The sequence below is a fragment of the Nocardioides ultimimeridianus genome (genome assembly GCF_054777895.1).
On the sequence record NZ_BAAHAB010000007.1, the window covers coordinates 247,988 to 270,991 of the forward strand.

The following is a 23,004-nucleotide window of genomic DNA, read 5'->3' on the forward strand; positions in this document are numbered from 1 at the left end:
GTTGCGCACTCTGCACAACCGCGCAACGGTGGGGGTGTGACCGCGACCACCGATCTCACCGCCCCGGCCGCCCGCGCAGCGGTCCGCGCGCTCCCGGCGTACGTCGCCGGCCGCCGTGCCACCGGACCGCAGGTCGCGCCCCTGGCCTCCAACGAGAACCCCTTCGACCCGATCCCGAGCGTGCGGGCCGCCGTCGCGGTGGCCGCGCTGCGGCTCAACCGCTATCCGGACCCGGCCGCCCTCGCCCTCCGCGAGCGGATCGCCACCCACGTCGGCGTGACCACCGACGAGATCGCCGTGGGCCCGGGCAGCAGCGCGGTCCTGCAGCAGGTGCTCACCGCGTTCTGCGACCCCGGCGACGAGGTCGTGCACGCGTGGCGCTCCTTCGAGGCCTACCCGCTGCTGGCCAGGCTCGCGGGCGCGACCGCCGTCGGCGTACCCCTCGACGCCGCGCAGGCGCACGACCTGGACGCGATGGCGGCCGCGGTCACCCACCGCACCCGCGTGGTCCTGCTGTGCACCCCCAACAACCCGACCGGCGTCGCACTGAGCAACGACGACGTCGAGCGCTTCCTCGCCCGCATCCCGGCCCACGTCCTGGTCGTCATCGACGAGGCGTACGTCGAGTACGACGGCTCCGGCTTCGACGGTCCCGCCCTCTACCGCCGGCACCCCAACGTCGCGCTGGTGCGCACCTTCTCCAAGGCGCACGGGCTCGCCGCGCTCCGCGTCGGCTACGCCGTGGCCCACCCGGAGACGGCCGAGGCGCTGCGCCGCACGCTGCTCACCTTCGCCGTCACCGACCTCGCCCAGGCCGCCGCGATCGCCTCCCTCGACGAGGCCGTCGAGGTCCAGCACCGCGTCGACGCCGTCGTGGCCGAGCGGCGCCGCGTGCTCGCGACCCTCGCCGAGCAGGGCTGGGCCATCACCGCAGCCCAGGGCAACTTCCTCTGGCTGCCCGCCGACATCGCCCGCGGCGACCAGCTGGTCGCCGCCTTCGACGCGGCCGACGTCATGGTGCGGCACTACCCGGGCGACGGCGTCCGGGTGACGGTCGCCGACCGCGCCGCCAACGACCGCGCCCTCGCGGTCCTCCGCAACCTCAACCCCCACGCAACAGCCCACGGAACGGAGCTTCGATGACCATCGACCAGACCCTCACCGACGAGGAGCGCCTCGCCGAGCTCGACCTGGACACGCTCAAGCAGCTCGTCGGCCTGGTCGAGTACGACGCCGACAACGACCCCTTCCCGGTCACCGGCTGGGACGCGCTCGTGTTCTGCGTCGGCAACGCGACCCAGAGCGCCCACTACTTCCAGTCCGCGTGGGGCATGGAGCTCGTCGCCTACTCCGGCCCCGAGACCGGCAACCGCGACCACAAGTCGTTCGTGCTCAAGAGCGGCTCGATCCGGTTCGTCCTCAACGGCGCCGTCGACCCCGACAGCCCCCTCGCCGACCACCACCGCCGCCACGGCGACGGCGTCACCGACATCGCGCTCGAGGTCCCCGACGTCGACAAGTGCATCGAGCAGGCCCGCCGCTCCGGCGCGACGATCCTCGAGGAGCCGCACGACGTCAGCGACGAGCACGGCACCGTGCGGGTGGCCGCGATCGCGACGTACGGCGAGACCCGGCACACCCTCGTCGACCGCAGCCGGTACGCCGGCGTCTACCTGCCCGGCTACGAGGCCCGCACCTCGACGTACGTCAAGCGCGAGGGGGAGCCGAAGCGGCTCTTCCAGGCCCTCGACCACGTCGTCGGCAACGTCGAGCTCGGCCACATGGACGAGTGGGTGGGCTTCTACAACCGCGTCATGGGCTTCACGAACATGGCCGAGTTCATCGGCGACGACATCGCCACGGACTACTCCGCGCTGATGTCGAAGGTCGTGGCGAACGGCAACCACCGGGTGAAGTTCCCGCTCAACGAGCCGGCCATCGCCAAGAAGAAGAGCCAGATCGACGAGTACCTGGAGTTCTACCGGGGCCCGGGCGCCCAGCACCTCGCGCTCGCGACCGGCGACATCCTCGCCACCGTCGACGCGCTGCGCGCCAACGGCGTGGAGTTCCTCAACACCCCGGACTCCTACTACGAGGACCCGGAGCTGCGGGCGCGGATCGGACAGGTCCGGGTCCCGATCGAGGAGCTGCAGCGGCGCGGCATCCTGGTCGACCGCGACGAGGACGGCTACCTGCTGCAGATCTTCACCAAGCCGATCGGCGACCGCCCGACGGTCTTCTTCGAGCTGATCGAGCGGCACGGCTCGCTCGGCTTCGGCAAGGGGAACTTCAAGGCACTCTTCGAGGCCATCGAGCGCGAGCAGGAGAAGCGTGGCAACCTCTGAGGAGGGGGCTGACGGACGCTGACGAGGGAGCGAGCAGATGCCGTACTACCGAGCGGTGGGGACCATCCCCCCGAAACGCCACACCCAGCACCGGGCGCCCGACGGCTCGCTCTACTACGAGGAGCTGATGGGGGAGGAGGGGTTCTCCTCCGACTCCTCGCTGCTCTACCACCGGCACCTGCCTTCGGCGATCCTCGCCTACCGCGCGTGGGACCTGCCGGACCAGACGCTGGTCCCGAACCACCCGCTCACGCCGCGGCACCTCTCCACGCACAAGCTGTTCCCCGAGAGCGCCGGCGGCGCGGGCGTCGACGCGGTCACCGGTCGCCGGCTGCTGCTCGGCAACGGCGACGTGCGGATCGCGTACGTCGTGGCCGACGCCGTCAGCCCGTACTACCGCAACGCCATCGGCGACGAGTGCCTGTACGTCGAGGCGGGGTCGGCAGTCGTCGAGACGCTCTTCGGTGACCTCGTGGTCGGTGACGGCGACTACGTGATCGTCCCGCGGGCCACGACGTACCGCGTGGTGCCCGACGGGGCCGTGCGGCTCTACATCGTCGAGGGCAACAGCCACATCGGCCCCGCGCGGCAGTACCTCTCCAAGCACGGCCAGCTGCTCGAGCACGCGCCGTACTGCGAGCGCGACCTGCGCATGCCCACCGACCCGCGCGTCGTGGAGGAGCAGGAGGTCGAGGTCTACATCAAGCACCGCGTCCCCGGCCTGCCCGGCGGCATCGGCGGGACCGTGCACACCCTGCCGCAGCACCCGTTCGACCTGGTCGGCTGGGACGGCTGCCTCTACCCGTACGCGTTCAACGTGCGCGACTTCATGCCGATCACCGGCAAGGTGCACCAGCCGCCGCCGGTGCACCAGGTGTTCGAGGGGTTCAACTTCGTGATCTGCAACTTCGTGCCGCGCAAGGTCGACTACCACGAGCTGTCGATCCCGGTGCCGTACTACCACTCCAACGTCGACTCTGACGAGGTCATGTTCTACTGCGGCGGCGACTACGAGGCCCGCAAGGGCTCGGGCATCGGCCAGGGCTCCATCTCGCTGCACCCCGGCGGCCACCCGCACGGCCCGCAGCCCGGCGCCTACGAGCGCTCGATCGGCGTCGAGCAGGTCGACGAGCTGGCCGTCATGGTCGACACGTTCCGGCCGCTGGAGCTGGGAGAGGCGGCGCTGGCCTCCGACGACGGCGTCTATGCCTACTCCTGGTCCGGAGGCGAGCGATGAGCCGGCTCTTCGACGGACTCCTCGACGACGCGTCGCTGTTCCCGCCCGCCGAGCTGCCGATGCAGGACGCGGTCGTCGCCCACCTGGCGCACCAGTCGTCGGCGTACGACGCCCTGCTGGGGACCTTCGTCGTCGCGGCGCAGGACCTGGACGCGCTCGCCGCCGAGGTCGCCGGCCTGCCGCCCCGCTCGATCCGGATCAGCGTCACGCTGCCGATGGGCTCGCTGCGCCAGGCCGTCGAGGCCGCCGACCGGATCGAGGCGGTCCGGCTGGGCGCGGTCGAGGCCGTCCCGCCGCCGGGACGCAGCGCCGACATGGTGGTCGGCCAGCTCCGCTCGCTGCTCGCCGAGCGGCCGGTCACGGCGTACGTCGAGGTGCCGCGCGACGAGCGCCGTGACGACTACATCGCCGCGCTCGCCGGCACCACGATGCGCGCCAAGCTGCGCACCGGCGGCGTCGTCGCCGAGCTGCACCCCTCGTGCGAGGAGCTCGCGGGCTCGGTCGTCGCGCTGACGCGCGCGGGCGTGCCGTTCAAGGCCACCGCGGGACTGCACCACGCGATCCGCAACACCGACCCGGCGACCGGCTTCGACCAGCACGGCTTCCTCAACCTGATGGTCGCCACCGACGCCGCGACGCACGGCGCGGAGGCTCCCGCGGTCGCCGCGCTGCTCGCCGAGCGCGACACCGCCCAGGTCGTACGCCGGGCCCGGCTGCTCGACCCGCAGGTCCGCTCCAGCTTCCTGTCCTTCGGCACCTGCAGCGTCGCCGAGCCGGTCGAGGAGCTGGTGGCGCTGGGCTTCCTGCCCTCCGACCACCGGGTCATCCAGGCGGCCCTGCGGTGACGCGGCTCGCCGTCGCCGGCGACTCGCTCTACGGGCTCACCAACCTCCCCTACGGCGTCGCGTCGGCCGGCACCGGGCCGCGCCGCATCGTCGTGCGGTACGGCGACCACGTGGTCGACCTCGGCCGCCTGCTCGGCGAGGACGGGCCGGACGCGGTGCTCGGCGCGCCGACGCTGAACGCGTTCATGGCGCAGGGACGGGGCCGCTGGGACGAGGTCCGGGCCCGCATCGCGGAGGCGCTCACCGGCGACGTACCGGACGAGGCCGTGGATGCGCTCGCGGACGTGACGCTGCACCTGCCCTTCGAGGTCGCCGACTACGTCGACTTCTATGCCTCCGAGCACCACGCCTCCAACCTCGGCCGGCTCTTCCGGCCCGACAGCCCGAGCCCGCTGATGCCGAACTGGAAGCACCTGCCGGTCGGCTACCACGGCCGCTCCTCCTCGATCGTGGTCAGCGGCACCGACGTGGTCCGGCCCAGCGGCCAGCTCGGCGAGGGGCGTTTCGGCCCCTCGGCCCGGCTCGACATCGAGGCCGAGCTCGGCTTCGTGCTCGGCACCGGCAACGCGATGGGCGAGCCCATCGCCGTCGGCGACGCCGACGAGCACCTGTTCGGGGTGACGCTGTTCAACGACTGGTCCGCGCGCGACATCCAGGCCTGGGAGTACGTCCCGCTCGGGCCGAACCTGGGCAAGTCCTTCGCCTCGACGGTCTCGCCGTGGGTGGTGCCAATGGCAGCCCTCGCGGCCGCCCGCATCGACACCCCGCGCCAGGAGCCCGCCGTCCAGCCCTACCTCGACCTCGACCGCCCCTGGGGGCTGGACATCGACCTCGTGGTGGAGTGGAACGGCGAGGTGGTCTCGCGTCCGCCGTACGCCGCCATGTACTGGTCGCCCGCCCAGATGCTCGCCCACCTGACCGTCAACGGCGCCCCCACGCGCACCGGCGACCTGTTCGCGTCGGGGACGATCTCCGGGCCGGCGAAGGACCAGCGCGGTGCGTTCATCGAGCTCACCTGGGGTGGTGCCGAGCCGGTGCTGATCGGTGGTGAGGAGCGGACCTTCCTCGAGGACGGCGACACCGTCACGATCACGGCCACCGCGCCCGGCGCGGACGGGAGCCGGATCGGATTCGGCGCGGCGACGGGGCGCATCGTCCCCGCTCGCAGAAAGTGAGCCCCTCCTCATGTTGTCCGTTCCTCGAGGAGTAGGTTCCTGCTCATGAGCATCAACCTGATCGGCGTGATCGGCGGCGGACAGATGGGCTCCGGCATCGCCGAGGTCTGCGCGCGTGCCGGGCTCGACACCGTCGTCGTCGAGGTGACCGACGCGGCCGCGGAGGCGGCGGGGGAGCGGGTCCGCAGCTCGCTGGACCGTGCGGTCGGCCGCGGCAAGATGACCGAGCAGGACGCCGACCACGTGCACAGCAGGATCCGGTTCACCACCGACTTCCAGGCCCTCGCCGACCGCGACCTCGTCGTCGAGGCCGCCAGCGAGGTCGAGCAGATCAAGCTCGACCTGTTCGCCAAGGTCGGCGCGATCCTCGACAAGCCGGACGCGATCCTCGCCTCCAACACCTCCTCCATCCCGATCGTGAAGCTCGGTGCGGTCAGCGGCCGCGCCGGCCGGGTGATGGGCGTGCACTTCTTCAACCCCGCCCCGGTGATGCAGCTGATCGAGCTGATCCCGTCGCTGACCACCGCGCCCGACACGATGGAGCGCGTCCGCGCCTTCGTCGAGTCGCTCGGCAAGCAGCCCATCGAGGCCACCGACCGCGCCGGCTTCGTCGTCAACAGCCTGCTGGTGCCCTACCTGATGAGCGCCATCCGGATGTACGAGGCCGGCTACGCCTCCGCCGCCGACATCGACCGCGGCATGGTCATGGGCTGCGGCCACCCGATGGGCCCCCTCGCCCTCTCCGACCTGATCGGCCTGGACACCATCCGCGCCATCGGCATCTCCATGTACGACGAGTTCAAGGAGCCCCTCTACTCACCGCCGCCGCTGCTGGACCGGATGGTCGACGCGGGGCTGCTGGGGAAGAAGACCAAGCAGGGCTTCTACGCCTACTGAGGTCCACCCAGCTCTCCCTCGGGGCTGGAGTTTGGCGACCGCACCTTAGCTGCGCGCCTCCCGCCGTCAAGGACGCTCACTTCGCCCGCGCCGCCGCTGCGCGGCCGCCCGCGGTGCAAGATCGCCCACGGGGGCGATCTTGACGGTGTTTCGGGTTGCCGAGGCCGTGAAGATGGCGCCTGTGGGCGATCTTGTACGTCCCGGGGTGCTATCCGAGCACTTGGGCCCGTCGCGGCTACAGGTCGGAGGATTCCCGGCGCCGCGTGCCGGGAGGACTCCGCGTAGAGCATCGCGCCGTGCTCGACCCCATGGGTCAGCTGACCCATGGGGTCCAGCGACACGACACCGACCCGCAGGGCGGCCGCGAAGCGGCGGCGCGGGCGAAGCCCGTGCCGACTCCGCGCCGTTTCGCCGCCCGGTAAGGACCCGGGGTCAAGGCCGCCGCAGGCGCCGCGCAGCGGGGCCGAAGGCAGCCTTGACGCCGGGGACCGGGCGGCTAAGGTGCGGCCGCCCAGACCGACCCCGAGCGAAGGGCGGTCGGCCCTGGCACGCCTGCCCCCTTGCCAAACGCGTTAGCGAGAACTAACGTATTACGCGTGACGGACGCCCTGAGTGCTGCAGCGGAGCCCACCCGGCGCCGCATCCTGCAGCTGCTCGCCTCGGGGTCGCGCACGGTCTCCGAGATCGCGGGGGAGTTCCCCGTGACGCGCTCCGCGATCTCCCAGCACCTCCTTCTCCTCGCCGAGGTCGGGCTCGTCGAGGCCGAGAAGGTGGGCCGCGAGCGGCACTACCGCGTCATCCCGTCCGGCCTGCGCACGCTGCAGGCCGAGATCGACCGTTTCTGGACCGACGAGCTGGACCGGCTCGTCGCCGATGCTCACGAGCACCTCGAGAAGAAGGACAGACCATGAACTACACCAGGACCGTGGACCTGCCGGTCAGCGCCGACGAGGCGTTCGCACTGGTCACCCAGCCGGAGCGGCTGCGCAGGTGGCAGGCCGTGTCGGCGTACGTCGACCTCCGCGCCGGCGGAGCCTTCCGCTGGACCGTCACGCCGGGCAACCACGCCGCCGGCACCTACCGTGAGGTCGAGCCCGGCCGCCGCGTCGTCTTCGGCTTCGGCTGGGAGGGCTCGGACAGCCTGCTGCCCGATGCCTCGACGGTGACGATCACGATCGAGCCGACCGACGCCGGGAGCCGGGTGACGCTGCTGCACGAGGGCCTCGACGACGTACTGGCCGCTCAGCACGCCGAGGGGTGGAACCACTTCCTGGACCGGCTCGAGCGCGTCGCGGCGAGCGGCGACGCCGGCCCGGACGAGTGGGCGTCGCTGCCGGAGGTGCTCGACCCGATCAGCGCCGCCGAGGCCTCGCTCGCCGTGCTCCAGCCGATCCTGCGCGGCCTCACGAACGAGGACAAGGTCGCGCAGACGCCGTGCGCCGAGTACGACTGCCACGCACTGGCCGAGCACCTCTTCGGCTCCCTGGTGGGTCTGGGCTCGATGGCCGGCGCGACGGTCACCAACCCCGAGGAGGGCTCGCTGGAGCACCGCGTCTCGGTGATGGCCGACCAGGCGATCACCGCATGGCGCTCCTACGACGGCGAGATGTCGGTCGACGGCAAGGTCCCCTCGGTGGTCGCGCAGACGATCCTGTCGATCGAGTTCCTGCTGCACGCCTGGGACTTCGCCCAGGCCTCCGGTCAGGACGTCCATGTCGCCGACGAGCTCGTCAGCTACGTCCGCGGGATGGCCGAGCCGGTCATCGACGGCTCGCGCGCCCGTGGCGCCTTCGGCGACGAGCTGGCCGATGAGGGCATGAGCGGGCTCGACGCGTTCGCCGCGTTCTCGGGTCGTACGCCGCTCGCGGCCGTCCCCGCCTGACCGACCACTGCTCCCCGGTCCTGCGGGGCCGGGGAGCAGAATGCCGCGCATGCACTGGCTGACGGTCCTCCTCGAGCTGGAGGTCGCCCTCGAGTACGTCCTCAAGATCATCGCCATCGGCACGGTGCCCGAGAACCGCCGGCCCAGCTCGTCCCAGGCCTGGCTGCTGCTGATCCTGGTGCTTCCGGTCGTCGGCTTCCCGCTCTACTGGGTGATCGGCAGCCCGTACGTCCGCGGTCGCCGCGCGACGGTGCAGCGCTACGCGACCGAGGTCATCGAGGACCACGCCGCCCGGCTGCCGCCGACCCCGCTGCACGCGCGCCCGAGCGCTGCCCTCAGCGGCGTGCTCACCATGAACCGAAACCTGACCGGCCTGCCATGCGTCACCGGGCTCACCCGCGGCACCTTCGACGTCACCGCCGAGCTGTACGCCGACATGGCGGCCACCGTCGACGAGGCCGTCCTGTTCGTGCACCTCGAGGTCTACATCATGGCCTGGGACGACACGACCGACGTGCTGTTCACGGCGCTGGCGAACGCCCGGCGCCGCGGGGTGACGGTGCGCCTGCTGCTGGACCACCTGGGCTCGCGCAAGTACCCGGGCTGGAAGCAGTTCCAGCGCCGGCTGACCGACGCCGACATCGACTGGCACCTGATGATGCCGCTGCTGCCGCTGCACGGACGGTGGCGCCGCCCCGACCTGCGCAACCACCGCAAGCTGCTCGTGGTCGACGGCCGCGTGGCCTACCTGGGCTCGCACAACCTGATCGACCCGACGTACGACAGCGCGAAGAACGCGCGGGCCGGCCGGCACTGGCAGGACCTCAGCCTCAAGGTCGGCGGGGCGATCGTGGGCCAGGTCGAGGCGGTCTTCGCCACCGACTGGTACGCCGAGACCGGCGAGCTGCTCGCCGCCGCCTTCCACGTGGCGCCTGCCGAGGATCTGGTCCTCGGTGGAAGCGCCAATGCGCTGCAGCTCGTGCCTTCCGGGCCGGGGTTCCCGACCGAGCCGAACCGCAACCAGTTCGTCCAGCTGATCCACCAGGCGACACGGAAGGTGACGATCACCAGCCCCTACTTCGTCCCCGACGAGTCGCTGCTGACGGCGATCATCGGGGCGGCGTACCGGGGCGTGCGGGTGGAGCTGTTCGTCAGCGAGAAGGCCGACCAGTTCCTCGTCGGGCACGCGCAGCGCTCCTACTACCACGCACTGCTCGAGGCGGGCGTGCACATCTTCCTCTACCCGCAGCCGATGGTGCTGCACGCGAAGTACTTCACCATCGACGACGAGGTGGGGGTGATCGGCTCGTCCAACATGGACTTCCGCTCCTTCGCCCTCAACTACGAGATCATGCTGCTCGGCTTCGGAGGCGACCTCGTCGCGACGCTGCACGAGAGCGACCGCCGCTACCGCGCCGTGTGCCGCGAGCTGACGCTGGAGGAGTGGGCGCGCCAGTCGTGGCGGAGCCGGTACGTCGACAACGTCTGCCGGCTCACCTCCGCCCTGATGTGATCACCACCGGGTCAGCTTCGCGGGGTTGAGCACGATCCAGACGTCGCTCACCCGGCCGTCCGCGACCCGCAGGTTCACCACGCCCTGGACGGTGCCGCCCTCGAGGAAGGCCACGGCCAGGCCGTCCGCCGTCTCGGTCAGGCCGAGCCGCCACGAGCTCTGCTTCTCGAGGACGCCGAGCAGGAACCTGCCGACCTTCGAGCTGCCGCGGACCGGGTTGCGGGCGGCCCGCACGATCCCGCCGCCGTCGGAGCGCAGCTCGACGGTGGGCGCGAGGACCTCGAGCAGGGCGGTCAGGTCGCCGCCCTCGCACGCGGCGAGGAAGGCCCGCACCACCGACGCGTGCTCCTCCCGAGGCACCGAGGTCGCCTGCGCGTCGTGGACCCGGCGCCGCGCCGAGGTGGCCAGCTGACGCACGGCCGCGGGGGAGCGTCCGACCACCTCGGCGATCTCGGGGAAGGCGACGCCGAACACGTCGTGCAGGACGAACGCCACCCGCTCGGCCGGCGTCATGGCGTCGAGCACCAGCATCAGCGCGGTGCTGACCGAGTCGTCCAGGGTGACGCGGTCGAGGGGGTCGGCGTACGTCGTCGGCAGCGGCTCGGGCAGCCACGGGCCGACGTACTGCTCGCGGCGGTGGCGGGCGGACTTGAGCACGTCCAGGCAGATGTTGCTGGCCGTACGCGTGAGCCATCCGGGCACGTTGACGACCGCCTCGCGCTCCTCGTCGGAGAGCCGGTACCAGCGGATGTAGGTCTCCTGCACGGCGTCCTCGGCCTCGGCGAGCGTGCCCAGCATCCGGTAGGCGAGCGCCACCAGCCGGCGCCGCTCGCCGATCACGTCGCGCAGGTCCTCCGCCATGTGTCTCCGGTCCTCCATGCCCCTCCTGACGAGACAGCGCGCCGGGCTGTGAGGTCGGGGGGCTCCCGCACGTGACCTCACACCCGGGGTCGCCACCTCGTCAAGCAGGAGAACGGCCCCGAACGGGGTCGCGAGGAAGTCACGAGGAGAGGAAGAGCGATGCTGCCGCACGTCACCATCAGCAAGGAGTTCCCGGCGCCGTACGAGGCGCAGCTGGCCTTCGACAAGAGCTGCGAGGAGGCCGCCGAGGCCGCCGGCCTGCCGAAGATCCTGGCCGAGCTGGTGAAGATCCGCGTCTCCCAGCTCAACGGCTGCGCGTTCTGCCTGCGGATGCACACCCGCGACGCGATCGCCGCGGGCGAGACCGCCGACCGGTTGGCCGTCCTGCCGGCCTGGTGGGAGTCCCGGTACTTCAGCGCGCAGGAGCAGGCGGCGCTCGTCCTGGCCGAGCGCGTGACCCGGATCGGCGACGAGCACACCGCGCCCGCGCCGGAGGTGGAGATCACCGGGGCGTTGGACGACCGGCAGATCGCCGGTGTCACGTGGCTCGCCGTGGCGATCAACGGCTGGAACCGGATCGCCATCACGAGCCACTACCCGGTCGCTCCCTGATCAGGCCTTCTGGTCCGGGTGCACGGCGGGCCCGGTGGGCTCGGCGAACTCGCAGAACGCGTCGAACGCCCGCGCGCCCCACACCGTCGCGGGGCCGCCGTGCATCAGGAACGTCACCCCGATCGCCTCGGCGACCTCGGCCTTCGTGGCGCCCGCCCGCGCGGCGCCCTGCGCGTGGGAGGCGATGCAGCCGTCGCAGTGCTCGACCACGCCGATGGCGAGGGCGATGAGCTCCTTGGTCTTCCGCTCGAGCGCCCCGTCGGCCATCGCGGCCTGCGAGAGCTGGGCGTAGCCGGCGTACACCTCGGGGATCTCGTGGCGCAGGTTGCGGCCCAGCGGGACGACCTCGCGCAGGACCGCCCTGCCGTGGGTGTGTGCTTCGTCGGTCACGGGGGTTCCTCTCGCGGAGCGGGTACGTCGGCCACAGCATGCCGCACGGTGGGCCTGTCCCGGCGACACCGGCTACTTGAAGGCGCAGCCCCGCTGGACGCCGAGCCTCGTGAGGATCAGCGCCGCCGGGCAGAACCCGGTGAGGCTCGACTGCACCAGGTTGAGCCCGACGAATGTCGTGAGCAGCAGCCACCAGGTCGACACGAACGCCGCCAGGGCGACGCTGACCAGCGTGACGATCCCGGCCACGAGGAGGACGCCCCGGTCGAGGTTGAAGTCCTTCATGGTGCCCCTCACCTTCTCCTCAGGCGACCCAGCAGGCCGCCTCCGGAGGGCTTGTCGTGGCCGGGGCACCACTGGTCGGCGGGGACCCGGGCACGCACGGACGCGACGTGCGCGCCGCAGCCTGCCCAGGTGGTCTTGCCGCAGGTGCGGCAGCGGACGGCGTGACACATGGTGGTTCTCTTCTCGGTGGTTCTCGTTGGTGGTGGTGGTCAGGCGGACTGCTCGCCGGCCTCGAGGGCCTCGGCGAACTCGCAGAACGCGTCGTAGGCGCGGGCGCCGTGGATCGTCGCCGGCCCGCCGTGCATCAGGAAGGTGACGCCGATGGCCTCGGCGGCCTCCTGGCGGGTGGCGCCGGCCCGGGCGGCGGCCTGGCCGTGCGAGGCGATGCAGCCGTCGCAGCCCTCCATCACGCCGATCGCGAGCGCGATCAGCTCCTTGGTCCTCCGGTCCAGCGCGCCGTCGGCGAAGGCGGCCTTGGAGAGCTCGCCGAAGCCGGCGTACACCTCCGGGATGGCGCGGCGGAGGTCGCGGTGCAGCGGGGCCAGGTCGCGCAGGACCTGCTTGCCGTGGGACGAGTGCTCGGACATGGGATTCCTCTCGGGGTGGGTGACTCAGTGGGAGAAGCGGATGGTGGGAAGGACCTTGCGCAGCCAGACCGGCGTGGCCCACGCGGCACGCCCCGTGAGCCGGAGCATGACCGGGAGCAGGACCAGGCGGACCAGGAAGGCGTCGAGGAGCACGGCGACACCGAGGATCACGCCCATCTCCTTGGGCGGCAGCGGGCCGGACAGGGAGAAGGTGAGGAACACCGCGACCATCACGGCGCCGGCGGCGAAGATGACCCGGCCGGAGTGGGCGACGGCGCCGACCATGGCCTCGCGCGGGTCGCCGGACCTCTCCCAGTGCTCCTTGGCCGAGGCCAGCAGGAAGACGGTGTAGTCCATCGCGATCGCGAAGATCATCGCGAAGAAGAACACCGGCGCCCACGCGTCGAGGAAGCCCTGGGGCTCGAAGCTCCACAGTCCGGCCAGGTGACCGTCCTGGAAGACCAGCCGGGCCACGCCGAACGCCGCGGCGGTCGAGAGCAGGCTCGCCAGCGTGCCCAGGAGTGAGATGAGCGGTGCCTGGAGCGCGATCAGCAGCAGCAGGAAGCCGAGCACGAGCACGACCCCGATGACCAGTGGCGTGGAGGAGTCCAGCTGGGTCTTCAGGTCGAGGCTCTCCACCGCGGCGCCCCCGAGCAGCGCATCGGCCGGCAGGTCGGCGCGGAGCCGGTCGACCGTGGTCGAGAGCGCGGGGTCGGAGGGGTCGACGGTCGGCACGGCCTGGATCAGGACCCGGTCGGTGCCGTCGGTGGACGGCATCGCCGCCATCACGCCGCCGATGCCCCGGTCGGCCTCCAGTACGGCGGTGGCGGTCCCGGCCTCGCCGCTCGGGGCGACGATCTGCAGGGTGCCGGGCGCTCCCGGGCCGAAGGCCTCCTTGACCAGGTCGTAGCCGACGCGGGCGCTGGCGTCCGCAGGCAGCACCTTGATCGAGGGCATGGCGGTCGTGAGGCCGATGATCGGTGCGGCCAGCGCCACCAGGATCACCAGCGCGGCGCTCCCGAAGGCGATCGGGTGCTTCCAGAGGATCTCGCCCCACTTCGCGAACGCGGGGGAGCGGTGCTCACCGGTGCGCACCCAGGGCAGGGCGAACCTGTTGATCCGGTGGTCGAGCTTGAACAGGACCAAGGGCAGCAGGGTGAGCGTGGCGGCCAGCACGAAGAGGACCGAGAGCATGATCCCGCCGGCCATCGAGCGGAACGAAGGGCTCGGCACCAGCATCACGGCCGACAGCGAGATCAGCACGGTGGCGCCGGAGAGCAGCACGGCCTTGCCGGCCGTGTCCATCGTCTCGGCGATCGCGTCGTGGCGCGACGCGTGGTGGCCCTCGCGAGCGGCCCGGTAGCGCACCACGATGAAGAGGGCGTAGTCGATGCCCAGGGCGAGGGCGAACATCATCGCGAAGTTCATCGCCCAGATCGAGACCGGCACGAGCTGGTTGATCAGCACCAGGGAGCCGGCCGACGCGACCAGGCCGGCCAGGGTGAGGATCAGCGGCAGCCCGGCGGCCACGAGGGCGCCGAAGGCGAGCACGAGGATCGCGAGCGTGATCGGCCAGGAGACCATCTCGGACTTCATCATCGCGTTGAGGTTGGCCTCGTTGAAGTCCGACCACAGCAGCGAGGCGCCGGTCGGGTTGACCGTGACGCTGCCGGTGGAGAGCCCCTGGAGCTCGCCCTTGAGGTCGGTCGCGACCTTGACCATCTCGTTGGTGTCCACGCCCGCACCGGCGAGGACGACGGCCGTCCGCCCGTCCCGGCTCAGCGTCATGCCGGGGACCGGCTGGACGATCTCGGCCAGCCGCGGCTCGGCCTCGAGCATGCCGGTGACCTCCCGCATCACCTTCGGCCCGTCGCCGCGGGTGAGCGGCGCATCGCCGTGGACGACGACCTGGATCGCGCTCGAGGCGTTCCCGCCGAGGTGCTCCTGCGCGAGGTCACGTACCTGCACCGACTCCGAGCCGTCGGCCTGCCAGCCGGCGCCGGAGAGCGAGCTCTCCACCTTCGGGGCGAAGGCGCCGAGCCCGACGATGACGAGCATCCAGAGGATCGCGGTCGCGCGGCCGTGGCGCAGCACGCCGAGGCCCACTCTCCCGAGCAAGCCCGGCTCGGCGGTGCTGGTCGTGGTCGTCGCGGTGGTCATGCACTCTCCTTCGGTAACCCCCTGGGGGGATGCGTGGAACTACGGTAACATATCCCCCCGGGGGGATATGTCCGACGACCAGAGGAGCTGTGATGACCGACTTCACGCTGAGCGAGACCGTGCCCACGCCGTACGACGAGACCGTCGCGCGGGTGCGGGGCCTGCTCGCCGACGCCGGCCTCGGCGTACTGACCGAGATCGACCTGCAGGCGACCCTGCGGGCGAAGCTGGGAGTGGAGCTGCCGCCGCAGGTGATCCTGGGAGCGTGCCGGCCGGCGCTGGCGCACCGAGCCCTGCAGGCCGACCCGCGGCTCGCCGCGCTGCTGCCGTGCAACGTCGTGGTCGCCGCCGAGGCGGACGGCACGCGGGTCGAGGTGCTCGATCCCGCGGTGATGACCTCGTTCAGCGACGCGCCGGCGCTGGCGGCCCTCGCCGCCGAGGCGCGCGACCGGCTCTCGGGGATGATGGAGGCTCTGCGCGCCGACCGGAAGGAATCCGATGCGACTCGAGCCTGAGGACATCAAGCCGATCATCACCCGCCTCAAGCGGGCCAACGGCCACCTGGCCTCGGTGATCCGGATGCTCGAGGAGGGCTCGGAGTGCGAGGACGCGCTGACCCAGCTGGCCGCGGTCAACAAGGCCATCGGCCGGGGCGGGTACGCCGTCGTGGCGGCCGGCCTGCAGCAGTGCATCGCCGAGGGCGGCCCGGACAGCGTGGACACCAAGAAGCTCGAGAAGCTGTTCCTGGCGCTGGCGTGAGCGATGGATCTCGGCACTGACCTCCCGCTCGTCGCCGCGCCGATGGCCGGCGGGGCCACGACTCCCGAGCTGGTCGCCGCGGTGAGCGGCGCGGGCGCCTTCGGCTTCCTCGCCGCGGGCTACCAGACCGCCGAGGCCATGACCGCGGACATCGCGGCGCTGCGCGGTCTCGGCGCCGAGCGCTTCGGGATGAACCTCTTCCTGCCGGCGGCTGCGGGCATCGACGAGCCGGCGTTCCGTGCCTACGCGCGCCAGATCCAGCCCGATGCTGAGCGCTACGGCCTCGACGTCACCGGCGAGCCGCTGCGCGAGGACGACGACCAGTGGCGGGCGAAGGTCGACGCGCTGGTCGCCGATCCCGTCGAGCTGGTCTCGGTGACCTTCGGGATCCCGCCGGCCGAGGACCTCCGGGCCCTGCAGGGCGCCGGCACGCAGGTACTGGTCACCGTCACCACCGTGGACGAGGCCCGCGCCGCGCGCGACGCCGGCGCCGACGGCCTGGTGGTGCAGGGGAGCGCGGCCGGTGGCCACAGCGGCACCCACGACCCGCGCCGCCCGATCGTGCCGGTGGCGACCGACGCCCTGGTGCGCGACGTGGTCGCCACCACCGGCCTCCCGGTCGTGGCGGGCGGGGGTGTCGACGGTCCCGAGGCGGTACGCCGGATCCTGGCCGCCGGCGCAGAGGCGGTCGCCGTCGGCACGATGCTCCTGCGCACCGACGAGAGCGGCGCCTCGCAGATCCACCGCGACGCGCTCGTGGACGACCGCTTCACCGAGACCGTCATCACCCGGGCGTTCACGGGTCGTCCCGCCCGCGGGCTGCGCAACGCGTTCATCGACGCCCACGAGGCCGTGGCGCCGTTCGGCTACCCCGCGATCCACCACCTGACCCGCGGCATCCGGCGGGCCGCCGTACGCGCGGGCGATCCGGACCGGGTGCACCTGTGGGCCGGGACGGGCCATCGCAGCGCACCCACCGGGCGCGCCGCGGAGGTCGTCGGGCGGCTCGCCCCGTAGCACCCTGTGGGGGCGGTCACCGCGCGTGGAATATGCGCAGGCCAGCGGCCGTGGGGTTTGATGGGGCGCATGCGCAGTGTGATCGTCGTCCCGACGTACAACGAGGCGGAGTCGGTCGTGCCGATGCTCGACCGGCTGACCTCCCTCGGTGAGAGCACCTCCGTCGACCTGCCGGACGTGCTGGTCGTCGACGACTCCAGCCCGGACGGCACCGGCGAGCTGGTCAAGTCGCACCCGGCGTACGCCGAGCGCATCCACCTGCTGACCCGCACCTCCAAGGACGGCCTGGGTGCGGCGTACCGCGCGGGCTTCCGTGCCGCCCTGGACTCCGGCTACGACGCGGTCGTGCAGATGGACGCGGACGGCTCGCACCCGACCGACGCCGTGCTCCCGATGCTCGGCAAGCTCGCCGTCAACGACCTGGTCATCGGCTCGCGCTACGTGCCGGGCGGGGCGACCGAGAACTGGCCGATGCAGCGCAAGTTCATCTCCTGGGGCGCCAACACCTACGCGCGCACCGTGCTGCGGCTCAAGACCCACGACGCCACCGCCGGCTTCCGCGCCTGGCGCTCGGACGCGCTGGTCGACGCCGGGGTGCTCGACACCCAGTCCAACGGCTACGGCTTCCAGGTCGAGAACACCTGGCACGCCGAGCGGCTCGGGTTCCGCATCGCGGAGCACCCGATCACCTTCGTCGAGCGGGTCCACGGCGCCTCGAAGATGACCGGCGACGTCGCCATCGAGGCCGCGCGCCTGATCCTGAAGTGGCGCTGGCAGGAGATCACCGGGCGTTCGAAGGTGCCGACGCGTGCCGGCGGTCCTGCCGCCTAGCCTGCGCTCGCGGCTGACGCCGCGTGTCGCCACGGTCCTCGTCGCGCTCCTCGGCGTCGCGCTCCGGCTGAGCTTCCTGGCCAAGCCGATGTCCTCCGACGAGGCCGGCTACCTGATGGTGGGCGGCCAGTGGGCGCCCGGGCACTCCCTGTACGGCGACTTCTGGGTCGACCGCCCGCCGCTGCTGGTCGGTCTGTTCCAGCTCGCCCACCTGCTGGGCGGTCCGATCGCGCTGCGGGTCCTCGGCATGGCCTGCCTGCTGGTCACCACCGCCGCCGCGGCCGGGATCGGACGGCTCACGAGCGACTGGCGCTGGGCGCCGCCGCTGGTCGCGGCCGTGCCCGCCCTGCTGCTCAGCGACACCCTCTACGGCTCGCTCAACGTCGACGGCGAGCTGCTGTCGGTCCCGTTCGTCGCCGCCGGTGCGTACGCCGTCCTCCGCGGCCTGGCCGAGCCGACCCGGACCTGGCGCCGCACGGGGCTGTGGGCCGCTGCGGGCGTGCTGGCGGTGTGCGCGGCGTCGGTGAAGCAGAACATGGTCGACGTCGCGGTGGCGGCGGCGATCGGCGTCGTCTGGCTGGCCTGGCGGCGGCGCTGGAGGCTGGCGCTCCATGACGCCACGGTCTTCGCGGTGGCCGCGCTCGCCACGGCCGCGGCGATCGTGGGCTGGGCCGACGCTCGCGGGACCCGGCCCGGCCCGCTCTGGGACGCCGTGGTCACCTTCCGCGGAGCCGCCTCGCGGGTGATCTCCGAGCAGGCGTCCGCCGACGTGCACCACCAGGCGCTGCTGCTGCTCGGCTCGTTCGTGCTCAGCGGCGGGTGGGGGGTCGGGGTGGTCGCGGCCGAGGCTCTCGTGCGCCGGCTCCGCACCCCGCTGCCCACCGACCCTGCGCCCGCGCCGATCGGGTGGATCGCGGTGGGAGTGGTCGTCTGGGAGACCTTCGGGGTGGTCGTGGGCGGCAGCTACTGGCTGCACTACCTCACCGGCACGGTCCCGGGCAGCGCCCTGCTGCTGGCGGCGGTCCTGCGGTCGCGCCGGGTCCGGCTGCGCTGGGTCCTCGCCGTCCTGGGGTACGTCGCCGCGACCACGCTGCCCGCGACCCTGGTGACCTCGCAGCTGGTCCAGGCCGCCGACGACGTACAGGTGGCCCGCTACCTGCGCGACCATGCGCGGCCGGGTGAGAGCGGCGTCGTCGCCTTCGGCCACACCAACGTCTTCGAGGGCACCGGTCTCACCGTGCCCTACGACAACCTGTGGAGCCTGCCGGTCCGGGTGCGCGATCCGCAGCTGACCGACTTCACGCGGGTCCTGCGCGAGGACCGGCCCACGTGGCTGGTGGTCGACGGTCCGCGGATCGACACCTGGGCCATCGACGCACGCGCCGCGAACGCCGAGATCGCCCGGGACTACCGGGTCGTGACCCGGATCGGCGACTGGTATCTGTTCCGCGCCCGTAGCGTCCACTGATCGGCGGCGTTGTTCGGACGGACGCTCCGCCCACAGGAGTCTCTCAGTGAAGGGTGCGACGATCTCGCGATGAAGTTGACGGCCTACTCGGACTACGGGTTCCGCATGCTGGTGTACTTGGCGGTTGCGCCCGGCAACCGGGCCACGGTCCGGGAGATCGCGGCGGCGTACGACCTCTCCCAGCACCACCTCGCGAAGATCGCGCAGCGCCTCGTGCACGCCGACCTGCTGTCCAGCTACACCGGTCGCAACGGCGGTCTCGCGCTGAAGGCGGACCCGGCCACGCTGCGGGTCGGCGACATCGTCCGCGCCGTCGAGTCGGACTTCGCCGTGGTCGAGTGCCTCGGCGAGCACGGCCGGTGCGCGGTCAAGGACCACTGCGGCGGTCGACCGCTGTTCGACCGTGCCCTCGACGCCTTCTTCGCCGTCCTCGACTCTCAGACGCTCGCCGACGCCGTCCGCGCGCAGAGCCTCCTGCGCACCGACCTCTCGATCCTCCCGCTCGCCACGGCCTAGTTCACCGCGCCCGTGCTTGGATGGGCGCGTGATCGACTACGTGCACGCGCCCGAGCAGCACCGCTACGAGATCCGTGACGACGACGAGGTGATCGGCCTCGCGCAGTACCGGCTGCCCGACGACGTCCACGTCGACTTCGTGCACACCGAGGTCGATGACGCGTACGGCGGCCAGGGCCTGGCCTCGAAGCTGGTCGCCTTCGCGCTCGCCGACGTCGAGGCCCAGGGCAAGCGGATCATCCCGCACTGCCCCTACGTCGCGGCGTGGCTCACGAAGCACCCCGGCCGGTACGACGACCTCGTCGACTGGCCCGGCTGAGCGTCGCGTAGTTGTGAGAGTGACCTGCAGGTCACTCTCACAACTACGAGGCGATCACGTGATGGTTAGGCCACCGTCGACCGGGAGGGTCTGGCCGGTGATGTAGCCGCCGGCGGCGGAGGCCAGGAAGACCACGGTGGCCGCGAGCTCGCGGGCGTCGCCCTTGCGCCCCATCGGGATCCGCTGGCCCATCGCCTCGAGGTAGCCATCGGGGTACTGGTCGGTCATCTCGGAGGCGAAGAAGCCGGGGGCGATCGCGTTCACCCGGATGCCCTTGCGGCCCGACCACTGCTGGGCGAGGTCGCGGGTCAGCCCGATCAGGCCGGCCTTGCTCGCGGCGTACGCCGCCTGGGGGAGCCCGGCGGTCGTGATGCCGAGGACGCTGGAGATGTTGATGATGCTCGAGCCCGGGAGCATCACGCGCCCGCAGGCCTGGGCCATCCAGTAGCAGCCGTTGAGGTTGATGTCGATGACGCTGCGGAATTGCTCGGGGGTCTCCCGCGTGGCGGGGACGGCGGTGCCGACGCCGGCGTTGTTGACCAGGATGTCGACCCGGCCGAACTCGGCCATCGCGGCGTCGACGAGCGCCTGGCAGCTGGCCTGGTCGGCCACGTCGGTCGCGACGCTGAGCGCGCGCCGGCCCGCACCCTCGACGAGGGCCGCGGTGTCGGCGAGGCGGTCCACGCGGCGGGCGCCGAGCGCGACGTCCGCGCCGGCCTCCGCGAGGGCCTGGGCGAAGGCGACACCGAGCCCGGCCGAGGCGCCGGTGACCACCGCCACCTTGCCGTCGAGGGTGAACAGGTCAGCGAGCGGTCCCGTGGTCATGGGCGCACGCTATCGCCACTAAACTCGGCCCGTGAGCGAGCAGCCCCAGCAGCAGGTGAACGAGTCCGGTGCGGCGTCGTACGACGTCCATGCGGTCGAGGAGAAGTGGCTGCCGATCTGGGACGGCCTCGAGGCGTTCCGTGCCGACGACGCCGTGGTGCTCGCGGGGGAGCGGCCCAAGTTCTACGCGCTGACGATGTTCCCGTACCCGTCCGGCGACCTGCACATGGGTCACGCCGAGGTGCTGGCGCTGCACGACGTGATGGCGCGCTACAAGAAGTTCCGCGGCTTCGAGGTGCTCAACCCGATGGGCTGGGACTCCTTCGGACTGCCCGCCGAGAACGCCGCCATCAAGCGCGACGAGCACCCCTCGACGTACACCTACGGGAACATCGAGACCCAGTACGAGTCGATGCGCAAGTACGGCCTGTGCTTCGACTGGTCGCGCCGGCTGCACACCTCCGACCCGGGCTACTACCGCTGGACCCAGTGGCTGTTCCTCAAGCTGCGCGAGCAGGGGCTGGCCTACCGCAAGAACTCCCCGGTCAACTGGTGCCCCAACGACCAGACGGTGCTCGCCAACGAGCAGGTCCTGGCCGACGGCACCTGTGAGCGCTGCGGCGCGGAGGTGACCAAGAAGGAGCTCACCCAGTGGTACTTCAAGACCACGCAGTACGCCCAGGAGCTCTACGACTGCCTGGATGACATGCAGGACACCTGGATCCCCAAGGTCCTCAACGCCCAGCGGAACTGGATCGGCCGCTCCGAGGGCGCCCACGTCTCCTTCGACGTCGAGGGCCGCGAGCCGATCACGGTCTTCACCACGCGTCCTGACACCCTGGTCGGCGCGACGTTCATGGTGGTCGCCGCGGACGCCAAGCTGGCCCAGGAGCTGGTCAGCGAGGGGCAGAGGCAAGCGCTGGAGGACTACCTGGCCGACGTGCGCAAGGCCTCCGACATCGACCGGCTGGCCACCGACCGGCCGAAGACCGGTGTGGACCTGGGCGTCACCGCCACCAACCCGCTGACCGGCGAGCAGATCCCGGTGTGGGCGGCCGACTACGTGCTGGCCGACTACGGCACCGGCGCGATCATGGCGGTGCCCGCCCACGACGACCGCGACCGCGAGTTCGCCGAGAAGTTCGGCCTCCCCATCGTCGAGGTGTACGACGCCGAGCAGCCCTACGACAAGGCGGCCGCCGTGACGGCGGCGATCGCCGAGATCGAGGCGAGCGGGCACGGCGAGGGGACCGTCAACTTCCGGCTGCGCGACTGGCTGCTGTCGCGGCAGCGCTACTGGGGCGCCCCGATCCCGATCATCCACTGCCCGGTGGACGGCGAGGTCGCCGTACCGGAGGACCAGCTGCCGGTGCTGCTGCCGGAGCTCAAGGGGGCCGACCTCAAGCCGAAGGGCACCTCGCCGCTCGGCGGCGCGCGGGAGTGGGTCGAGGTCACCTGCCCGACCTGCGGTGGGCCGGCCGAGCGCGACACCGACACCATGGACACCTTCGTGGACTCGTCCTGGTACTTCTTCCGCTACCTCTCGCCCCACGACGACACGCAGGCCTTCGACCCGGCGCTGGCCAAGGCGTGGGGCCCGATCGACTTCTACCTCGGCGGTGCCGAGCACGCCGTGCTGCACCTGCTCTACGCGAGGTTCTTCACCAAGGCGCTGCGCGACATGGGTCTGATCGACTGGGACGAGCCGTTCTCGGCGTACCGCTCCCAGGGCACGGTCATCAACAACGGCCACAAGATGAGCAAGTCGCTGGGCAACGGCGTGAATCTGGGCTCCCAGCTCGACGAGTTCGGCGTCGACGCCGTCCGCCTGACGCTGGTGTTCGCCAGCCCTCCGGAGGACGACATCGACTGGGCGGACGTATCGCCGGCCGGGTCGCTGCGGTTCCTGCAGCGGGCGTGGCGCCTCGCGGGCGACGTGACCTCCGAGCCGGGCGCCGACGTCACGACCGGTGACCTGGCGCTGCGGCGCGTCACCGCACGCACCCTCGCCGACGCCGAGCAGCTGCTCGACAGCTACCGGTTCAATGTCGTCGTCGCGCGGGTCATGGAGCTGGTCAACGCGACCCGCAAGGCCATCGACTCCGGCTGCGGGCCCGCCGACCCGGCCGTGCGCGAGGCCGCCGAGGCGGTGGCGATCCTGCTCTCGCTCGTGGCGCCGTACACCGCCGAGGAGATGTGGGAGCTGCTCGGCCACCGGCCGTCGGTGTCCCAGACGGTCTGGCCGACACCCGACCCGGCACTGCTGGTCGAGGACACCGTGACCGCGGTCGTGCAGATCCAGGGCAAGGTCAAGGGCCGGCTCGAGGTGGCGCCCGACATCTCCGAGGCGGACCTCGAGGCGCTCGCGCTGGCGGACGCCGACGTGGTGCGGGCGATCGACGGTCGCGACGTGCGTCGGGTGATCGTGAAGGCACCCAAGCTCGTCAACATCGTCGTCTGACCGGCGCCGGACGACGCGA

General features: G+C 71.8%; 24 protein-coding genes. 18 read left to right on the plus strand and 6 right to left on the minus strand.

All coding sequences use genetic code 11. The features are described 5' to 3' along the window. Window positions 1-36: 36 nt before the first annotated feature. The 9 genes from hisC to ACYU8V_RS07935 all read left to right on the plus strand — a co-directional run bounded on the left by hisC (window position 37) and on the right by ACYU8V_RS07935 (window position 9,894). Window positions 37-1,143, plus strand: a complete 1,107-nt coding sequence (gene hisC / locus ACYU8V_RS07895) for a histidinol-phosphate transaminase (protein ID WP_460846443.1) — start codon at window positions 37-39, stop codon at window positions 1,141-1,143. Continuing rightward, complete coding sequence (hppD, locus tag ACYU8V_RS07900; RefSeq protein ID WP_460846445.1) at window positions 1,140-2,345, plus strand: 4-hydroxyphenylpyruvate dioxygenase; 1,206 nt, start codon at window positions 1,140-1,142, stop codon at window positions 2,343-2,345. Before hisC ends, hppD begins: the two co-directional genes overlap by 4 nt. Before the next feature lie 37 nt (window positions 2,346-2,382). After that, the gene (locus ACYU8V_RS07905; protein WP_460846447.1) at window positions 2,383-3,582 is read left to right on the plus strand and encodes a homogentisate 1,2-dioxygenase domain-containing protein; all 1,200 of its coding nucleotides are present in this window, start codon (window positions 2,383-2,385) and stop codon (window positions 3,580-3,582) included. After that, window positions 3,579-4,427 carry a hypothetical protein gene (locus ACYU8V_RS07910; protein ID WP_460846449.1) on the plus strand — a complete coding sequence of 283 codons (849 nt, stop codon included), beginning with the start codon at window positions 3,579-3,581 and terminating at the stop codon, window positions 4,425-4,427. Before ACYU8V_RS07905 ends, ACYU8V_RS07910 begins: the two co-directional genes overlap by 4 nt. Further along, on the plus strand, window positions 4,424-5,602 hold the full coding sequence (gene fahA, locus ACYU8V_RS07915; protein WP_460846450.1) for a fumarylacetoacetase: 1,179 nt from the start codon (window positions 4,424-4,426) through the stop codon (window positions 5,600-5,602). The genes ACYU8V_RS07910 and fahA overlap by 4 nt, the downstream gene beginning before the upstream one ends. Window positions 5,603-5,647: 45 nt before the next feature. Continuing rightward, entirely contained in the window at window positions 5,648-6,499 is an 852-nt protein-coding gene (locus ACYU8V_RS07920) for a 3-hydroxybutyryl-CoA dehydrogenase (protein WP_460846452.1), read from the plus strand. A 596-nt stretch (window positions 6,500-7,095) separates the two neighbouring features. Continuing rightward, entirely contained in the window at window positions 7,096-7,410 is a 315-nt protein-coding gene (locus tag ACYU8V_RS07925) for an ArsR/SmtB family transcription factor (RefSeq protein ID WP_460846455.1), read from the plus strand. Beyond that, a complete protein-coding gene (locus ACYU8V_RS07930; RefSeq protein ID WP_460846456.1) occupies window positions 7,407-8,381 on the plus strand; it encodes an SRPBCC domain-containing protein in 975 nt (324 codons plus the stop codon). Before ACYU8V_RS07925 ends, ACYU8V_RS07930 begins: the two co-directional genes overlap by 4 nt. A 49-nt stretch (window positions 8,382-8,430) precedes the next feature. Beyond that, window positions 8,431-9,894: a phospholipase D-like domain-containing protein gene (locus ACYU8V_RS07935; protein ID WP_460846458.1), complete on the plus strand. Its 1,464-nt coding sequence runs from the start codon at window positions 8,431-8,433 to the stop codon at window positions 9,892-9,894. On the opposite strand, the gene sigJ is transcribed toward ACYU8V_RS07935, so the two are convergent. Beyond that, a complete protein-coding gene (gene sigJ / locus ACYU8V_RS07940; protein ID WP_460846459.1) occupies window positions 9,895-10,773 on the minus strand; it encodes an RNA polymerase sigma factor SigJ in 879 nt (292 codons plus the stop codon). It abuts the gene before it with no gap. Window positions 10,774-10,914: 141 nt separating this feature from the next. Here sigJ and ACYU8V_RS07945 point away from each other — a divergent pair, with 141 nt between their 5' ends. Further along, window positions 10,915-11,367: a carboxymuconolactone decarboxylase family protein gene (locus ACYU8V_RS07945; protein ID WP_460846461.1), complete on the plus strand. Its 453-nt coding sequence runs from the start codon at window positions 10,915-10,917 to the stop codon at window positions 11,365-11,367. Here ACYU8V_RS07945 and ACYU8V_RS07950 read toward each other — a convergent pair whose 3' ends face one another. From ACYU8V_RS07950 to ACYU8V_RS07965, 4 genes are all read right to left on the minus strand, one after another. Beyond that, the gene (locus ACYU8V_RS07950; protein ID WP_460846462.1) at window positions 11,368-11,757 is read right to left on the minus strand and encodes a carboxymuconolactone decarboxylase family protein; all 390 of its coding nucleotides are present in this window, start codon (window positions 11,755-11,757) and stop codon (window positions 11,368-11,370) included. 72 nt (window positions 11,758-11,829) lie between these two features. After that, window positions 11,830-12,042, minus strand: a complete 213-nt coding sequence (locus ACYU8V_RS07955; protein ID WP_460846464.1) for a YgaP family membrane protein — start codon at window positions 12,040-12,042, stop codon at window positions 11,830-11,832. 209 nt (window positions 12,043-12,251) lie between these two features. Continuing rightward, a complete protein-coding gene (locus ACYU8V_RS07960) occupies window positions 12,252-12,629 on the minus strand; it encodes a carboxymuconolactone decarboxylase family protein (protein WP_460846465.1) in 378 nt (125 codons plus the stop codon). A 24-nt stretch (window positions 12,630-12,653) separates the two neighbouring features. After that, window positions 12,654-14,789, minus strand: a complete 2,136-nt coding sequence (locus ACYU8V_RS07965) for an MMPL family transporter (RefSeq protein ID WP_460846466.1) — start codon at window positions 14,787-14,789, stop codon at window positions 12,654-12,656. 92 nt (window positions 14,790-14,881) lie between these two features. Between ACYU8V_RS07965 and ACYU8V_RS07970 the strand changes: the two genes are divergently transcribed. The 7 genes from ACYU8V_RS07970 to ACYU8V_RS08000 all read left to right on the plus strand — a co-directional run bounded on the left by ACYU8V_RS07970 (window position 14,882) and on the right by ACYU8V_RS08000 (window position 19,699). Continuing rightward, the gene (locus tag ACYU8V_RS07970) at window positions 14,882-15,304 is read left to right on the plus strand and encodes a DUF302 domain-containing protein (protein WP_460846467.1); all 423 of its coding nucleotides are present in this window, start codon (window positions 14,882-14,884) and stop codon (window positions 15,302-15,304) included. Continuing rightward, a complete protein-coding gene (locus tag ACYU8V_RS07975; protein ID WP_460846468.1) occupies window positions 15,288-15,548 on the plus strand; it encodes a metal-sensitive transcriptional regulator in 261 nt (86 codons plus the stop codon). The genes ACYU8V_RS07970 and ACYU8V_RS07975 overlap by 17 nt, the downstream gene beginning before the upstream one ends. Before the next feature lie 3 nt (window positions 15,549-15,551). Then, complete coding sequence (locus ACYU8V_RS07980) at window positions 15,552-16,565, plus strand: nitronate monooxygenase (protein WP_460846470.1); 1,014 nt, start codon at window positions 15,552-15,554, stop codon at window positions 16,563-16,565. 69 nt (window positions 16,566-16,634) lie between these two features. After that, complete coding sequence (locus ACYU8V_RS07985; protein WP_460846471.1) at window positions 16,635-17,396, plus strand: polyprenol monophosphomannose synthase; 762 nt, start codon at window positions 16,635-16,637, stop codon at window positions 17,394-17,396. Then, window positions 17,374-18,864: a hypothetical protein gene (locus ACYU8V_RS07990; RefSeq protein ID WP_460846474.1), complete on the plus strand. Its 1,491-nt coding sequence runs from the start codon at window positions 17,374-17,376 to the stop codon at window positions 18,862-18,864. The genes ACYU8V_RS07985 and ACYU8V_RS07990 overlap by 23 nt, the downstream gene beginning before the upstream one ends. 69 nt (window positions 18,865-18,933) lie before the next feature. Further along, on the plus strand, window positions 18,934-19,380 hold the full coding sequence (locus ACYU8V_RS07995; protein WP_460846475.1) for an RrF2 family transcriptional regulator: 447 nt from the start codon (window positions 18,934-18,936) through the stop codon (window positions 19,378-19,380). A 28-nt stretch (window positions 19,381-19,408) separates the two neighbouring features. Then, window positions 19,409-19,699: a GNAT family N-acetyltransferase gene (locus tag ACYU8V_RS08000; RefSeq protein WP_460846476.1), complete on the plus strand. Its 291-nt coding sequence runs from the start codon at window positions 19,409-19,411 to the stop codon at window positions 19,697-19,699. A gap of 54 nt (window positions 19,700-19,753) precedes the next feature. Here the strand turns inward: ACYU8V_RS08000 and ACYU8V_RS08005 are convergent, their stop codons facing one another. After that, window positions 19,754-20,524: an SDR family NAD(P)-dependent oxidoreductase gene (locus ACYU8V_RS08005; RefSeq protein WP_460846477.1), complete on the minus strand. Its 771-nt coding sequence runs from the start codon at window positions 20,522-20,524 to the stop codon at window positions 19,754-19,756. Between the two features lie 31 nt (window positions 20,525-20,555). Here ACYU8V_RS08005 and leuS point away from each other — a divergent pair, with 31 nt between their 5' ends. Continuing rightward, on the plus strand, window positions 20,556-22,985 hold the full coding sequence (gene leuS / locus ACYU8V_RS08010) for a leucine--tRNA ligase (RefSeq protein ID WP_460846479.1): 2,430 nt from the start codon (window positions 20,556-20,558) through the stop codon (window positions 22,983-22,985). Window positions 22,986-23,004: the final 19 nt, after the last annotated feature.

Coding starts and splice junctions, on each gene's coding strand:
- ACYU8V_RS07970 (WP_460846467.1), top strand. CDS start 14,882: ATGACCGACTTCACGCTGAGCGAGACCGTGCCCACGCCGTACGACGAG.
- ACYU8V_RS07920 (WP_460846452.1), top strand. CDS start 5,648: ATGAGCATCAACCTGATCGGCGTGATCGGCGGCGGACAGATGGGCTCC.
- ACYU8V_RS08005 (WP_460846477.1), bottom strand. CDS start 20,524: ATGACCACGGGACCGCTCGCTGACCTGTTCACCCTCGACGGCAAGGTG.
- ACYU8V_RS07985 (WP_460846471.1), top strand. CDS start 16,635: ATGCGCAGTGTGATCGTCGTCCCGACGTACAACGAGGCGGAGTCGGTC.
- ACYU8V_RS07960 (WP_460846465.1), bottom strand. CDS start 12,629: ATGTCCGAGCACTCGTCCCACGGCAAGCAGGTCCTGCGCGACCTGGCC.
- ACYU8V_RS07965 (WP_460846466.1), bottom strand. CDS start 14,789: ATGACCACCGCGACGACCACGACCAGCACCGCCGAGCCGGGCTTGCTC.
- ACYU8V_RS07905 (WP_460846447.1), top strand. CDS start 2,383: ATGCCGTACTACCGAGCGGTGGGGACCATCCCCCCGAAACGCCACACC.
- hppD (WP_460846445.1), top strand. CDS start 1,140: ATGACCATCGACCAGACCCTCACCGACGAGGAGCGCCTCGCCGAGCTC.
- ACYU8V_RS07930 (WP_460846456.1), top strand. CDS start 7,407: ATGAACTACACCAGGACCGTGGACCTGCCGGTCAGCGCCGACGAGGCG.
- sigJ (WP_460846459.1), bottom strand. CDS start 10,773: ATGGAGGACCGGAGACACATGGCGGAGGACCTGCGCGACGTGATCGGC.
- ACYU8V_RS07980 (WP_460846470.1), top strand. CDS start 15,552: ATGGATCTCGGCACTGACCTCCCGCTCGTCGCCGCGCCGATGGCCGGC.
- ACYU8V_RS07945 (WP_460846461.1), top strand. CDS start 10,915: ATGCTGCCGCACGTCACCATCAGCAAGGAGTTCCCGGCGCCGTACGAG.
- ACYU8V_RS07955 (WP_460846464.1), bottom strand. CDS start 12,042: ATGAAGGACTTCAACCTCGACCGGGGCGTCCTCCTCGTGGCCGGGATC.
- ACYU8V_RS07910 (WP_460846449.1), top strand. CDS start 3,579: ATGAGCCGGCTCTTCGACGGACTCCTCGACGACGCGTCGCTGTTCCCG.
- ACYU8V_RS07995 (WP_460846475.1), top strand. CDS start 18,934: ATGAAGTTGACGGCCTACTCGGACTACGGGTTCCGCATGCTGGTGTAC.
- ACYU8V_RS07975 (WP_460846468.1), top strand. CDS start 15,288: ATGCGACTCGAGCCTGAGGACATCAAGCCGATCATCACCCGCCTCAAG.
- ACYU8V_RS07935 (WP_460846458.1), top strand. CDS start 8,431: ATGCACTGGCTGACGGTCCTCCTCGAGCTGGAGGTCGCCCTCGAGTAC.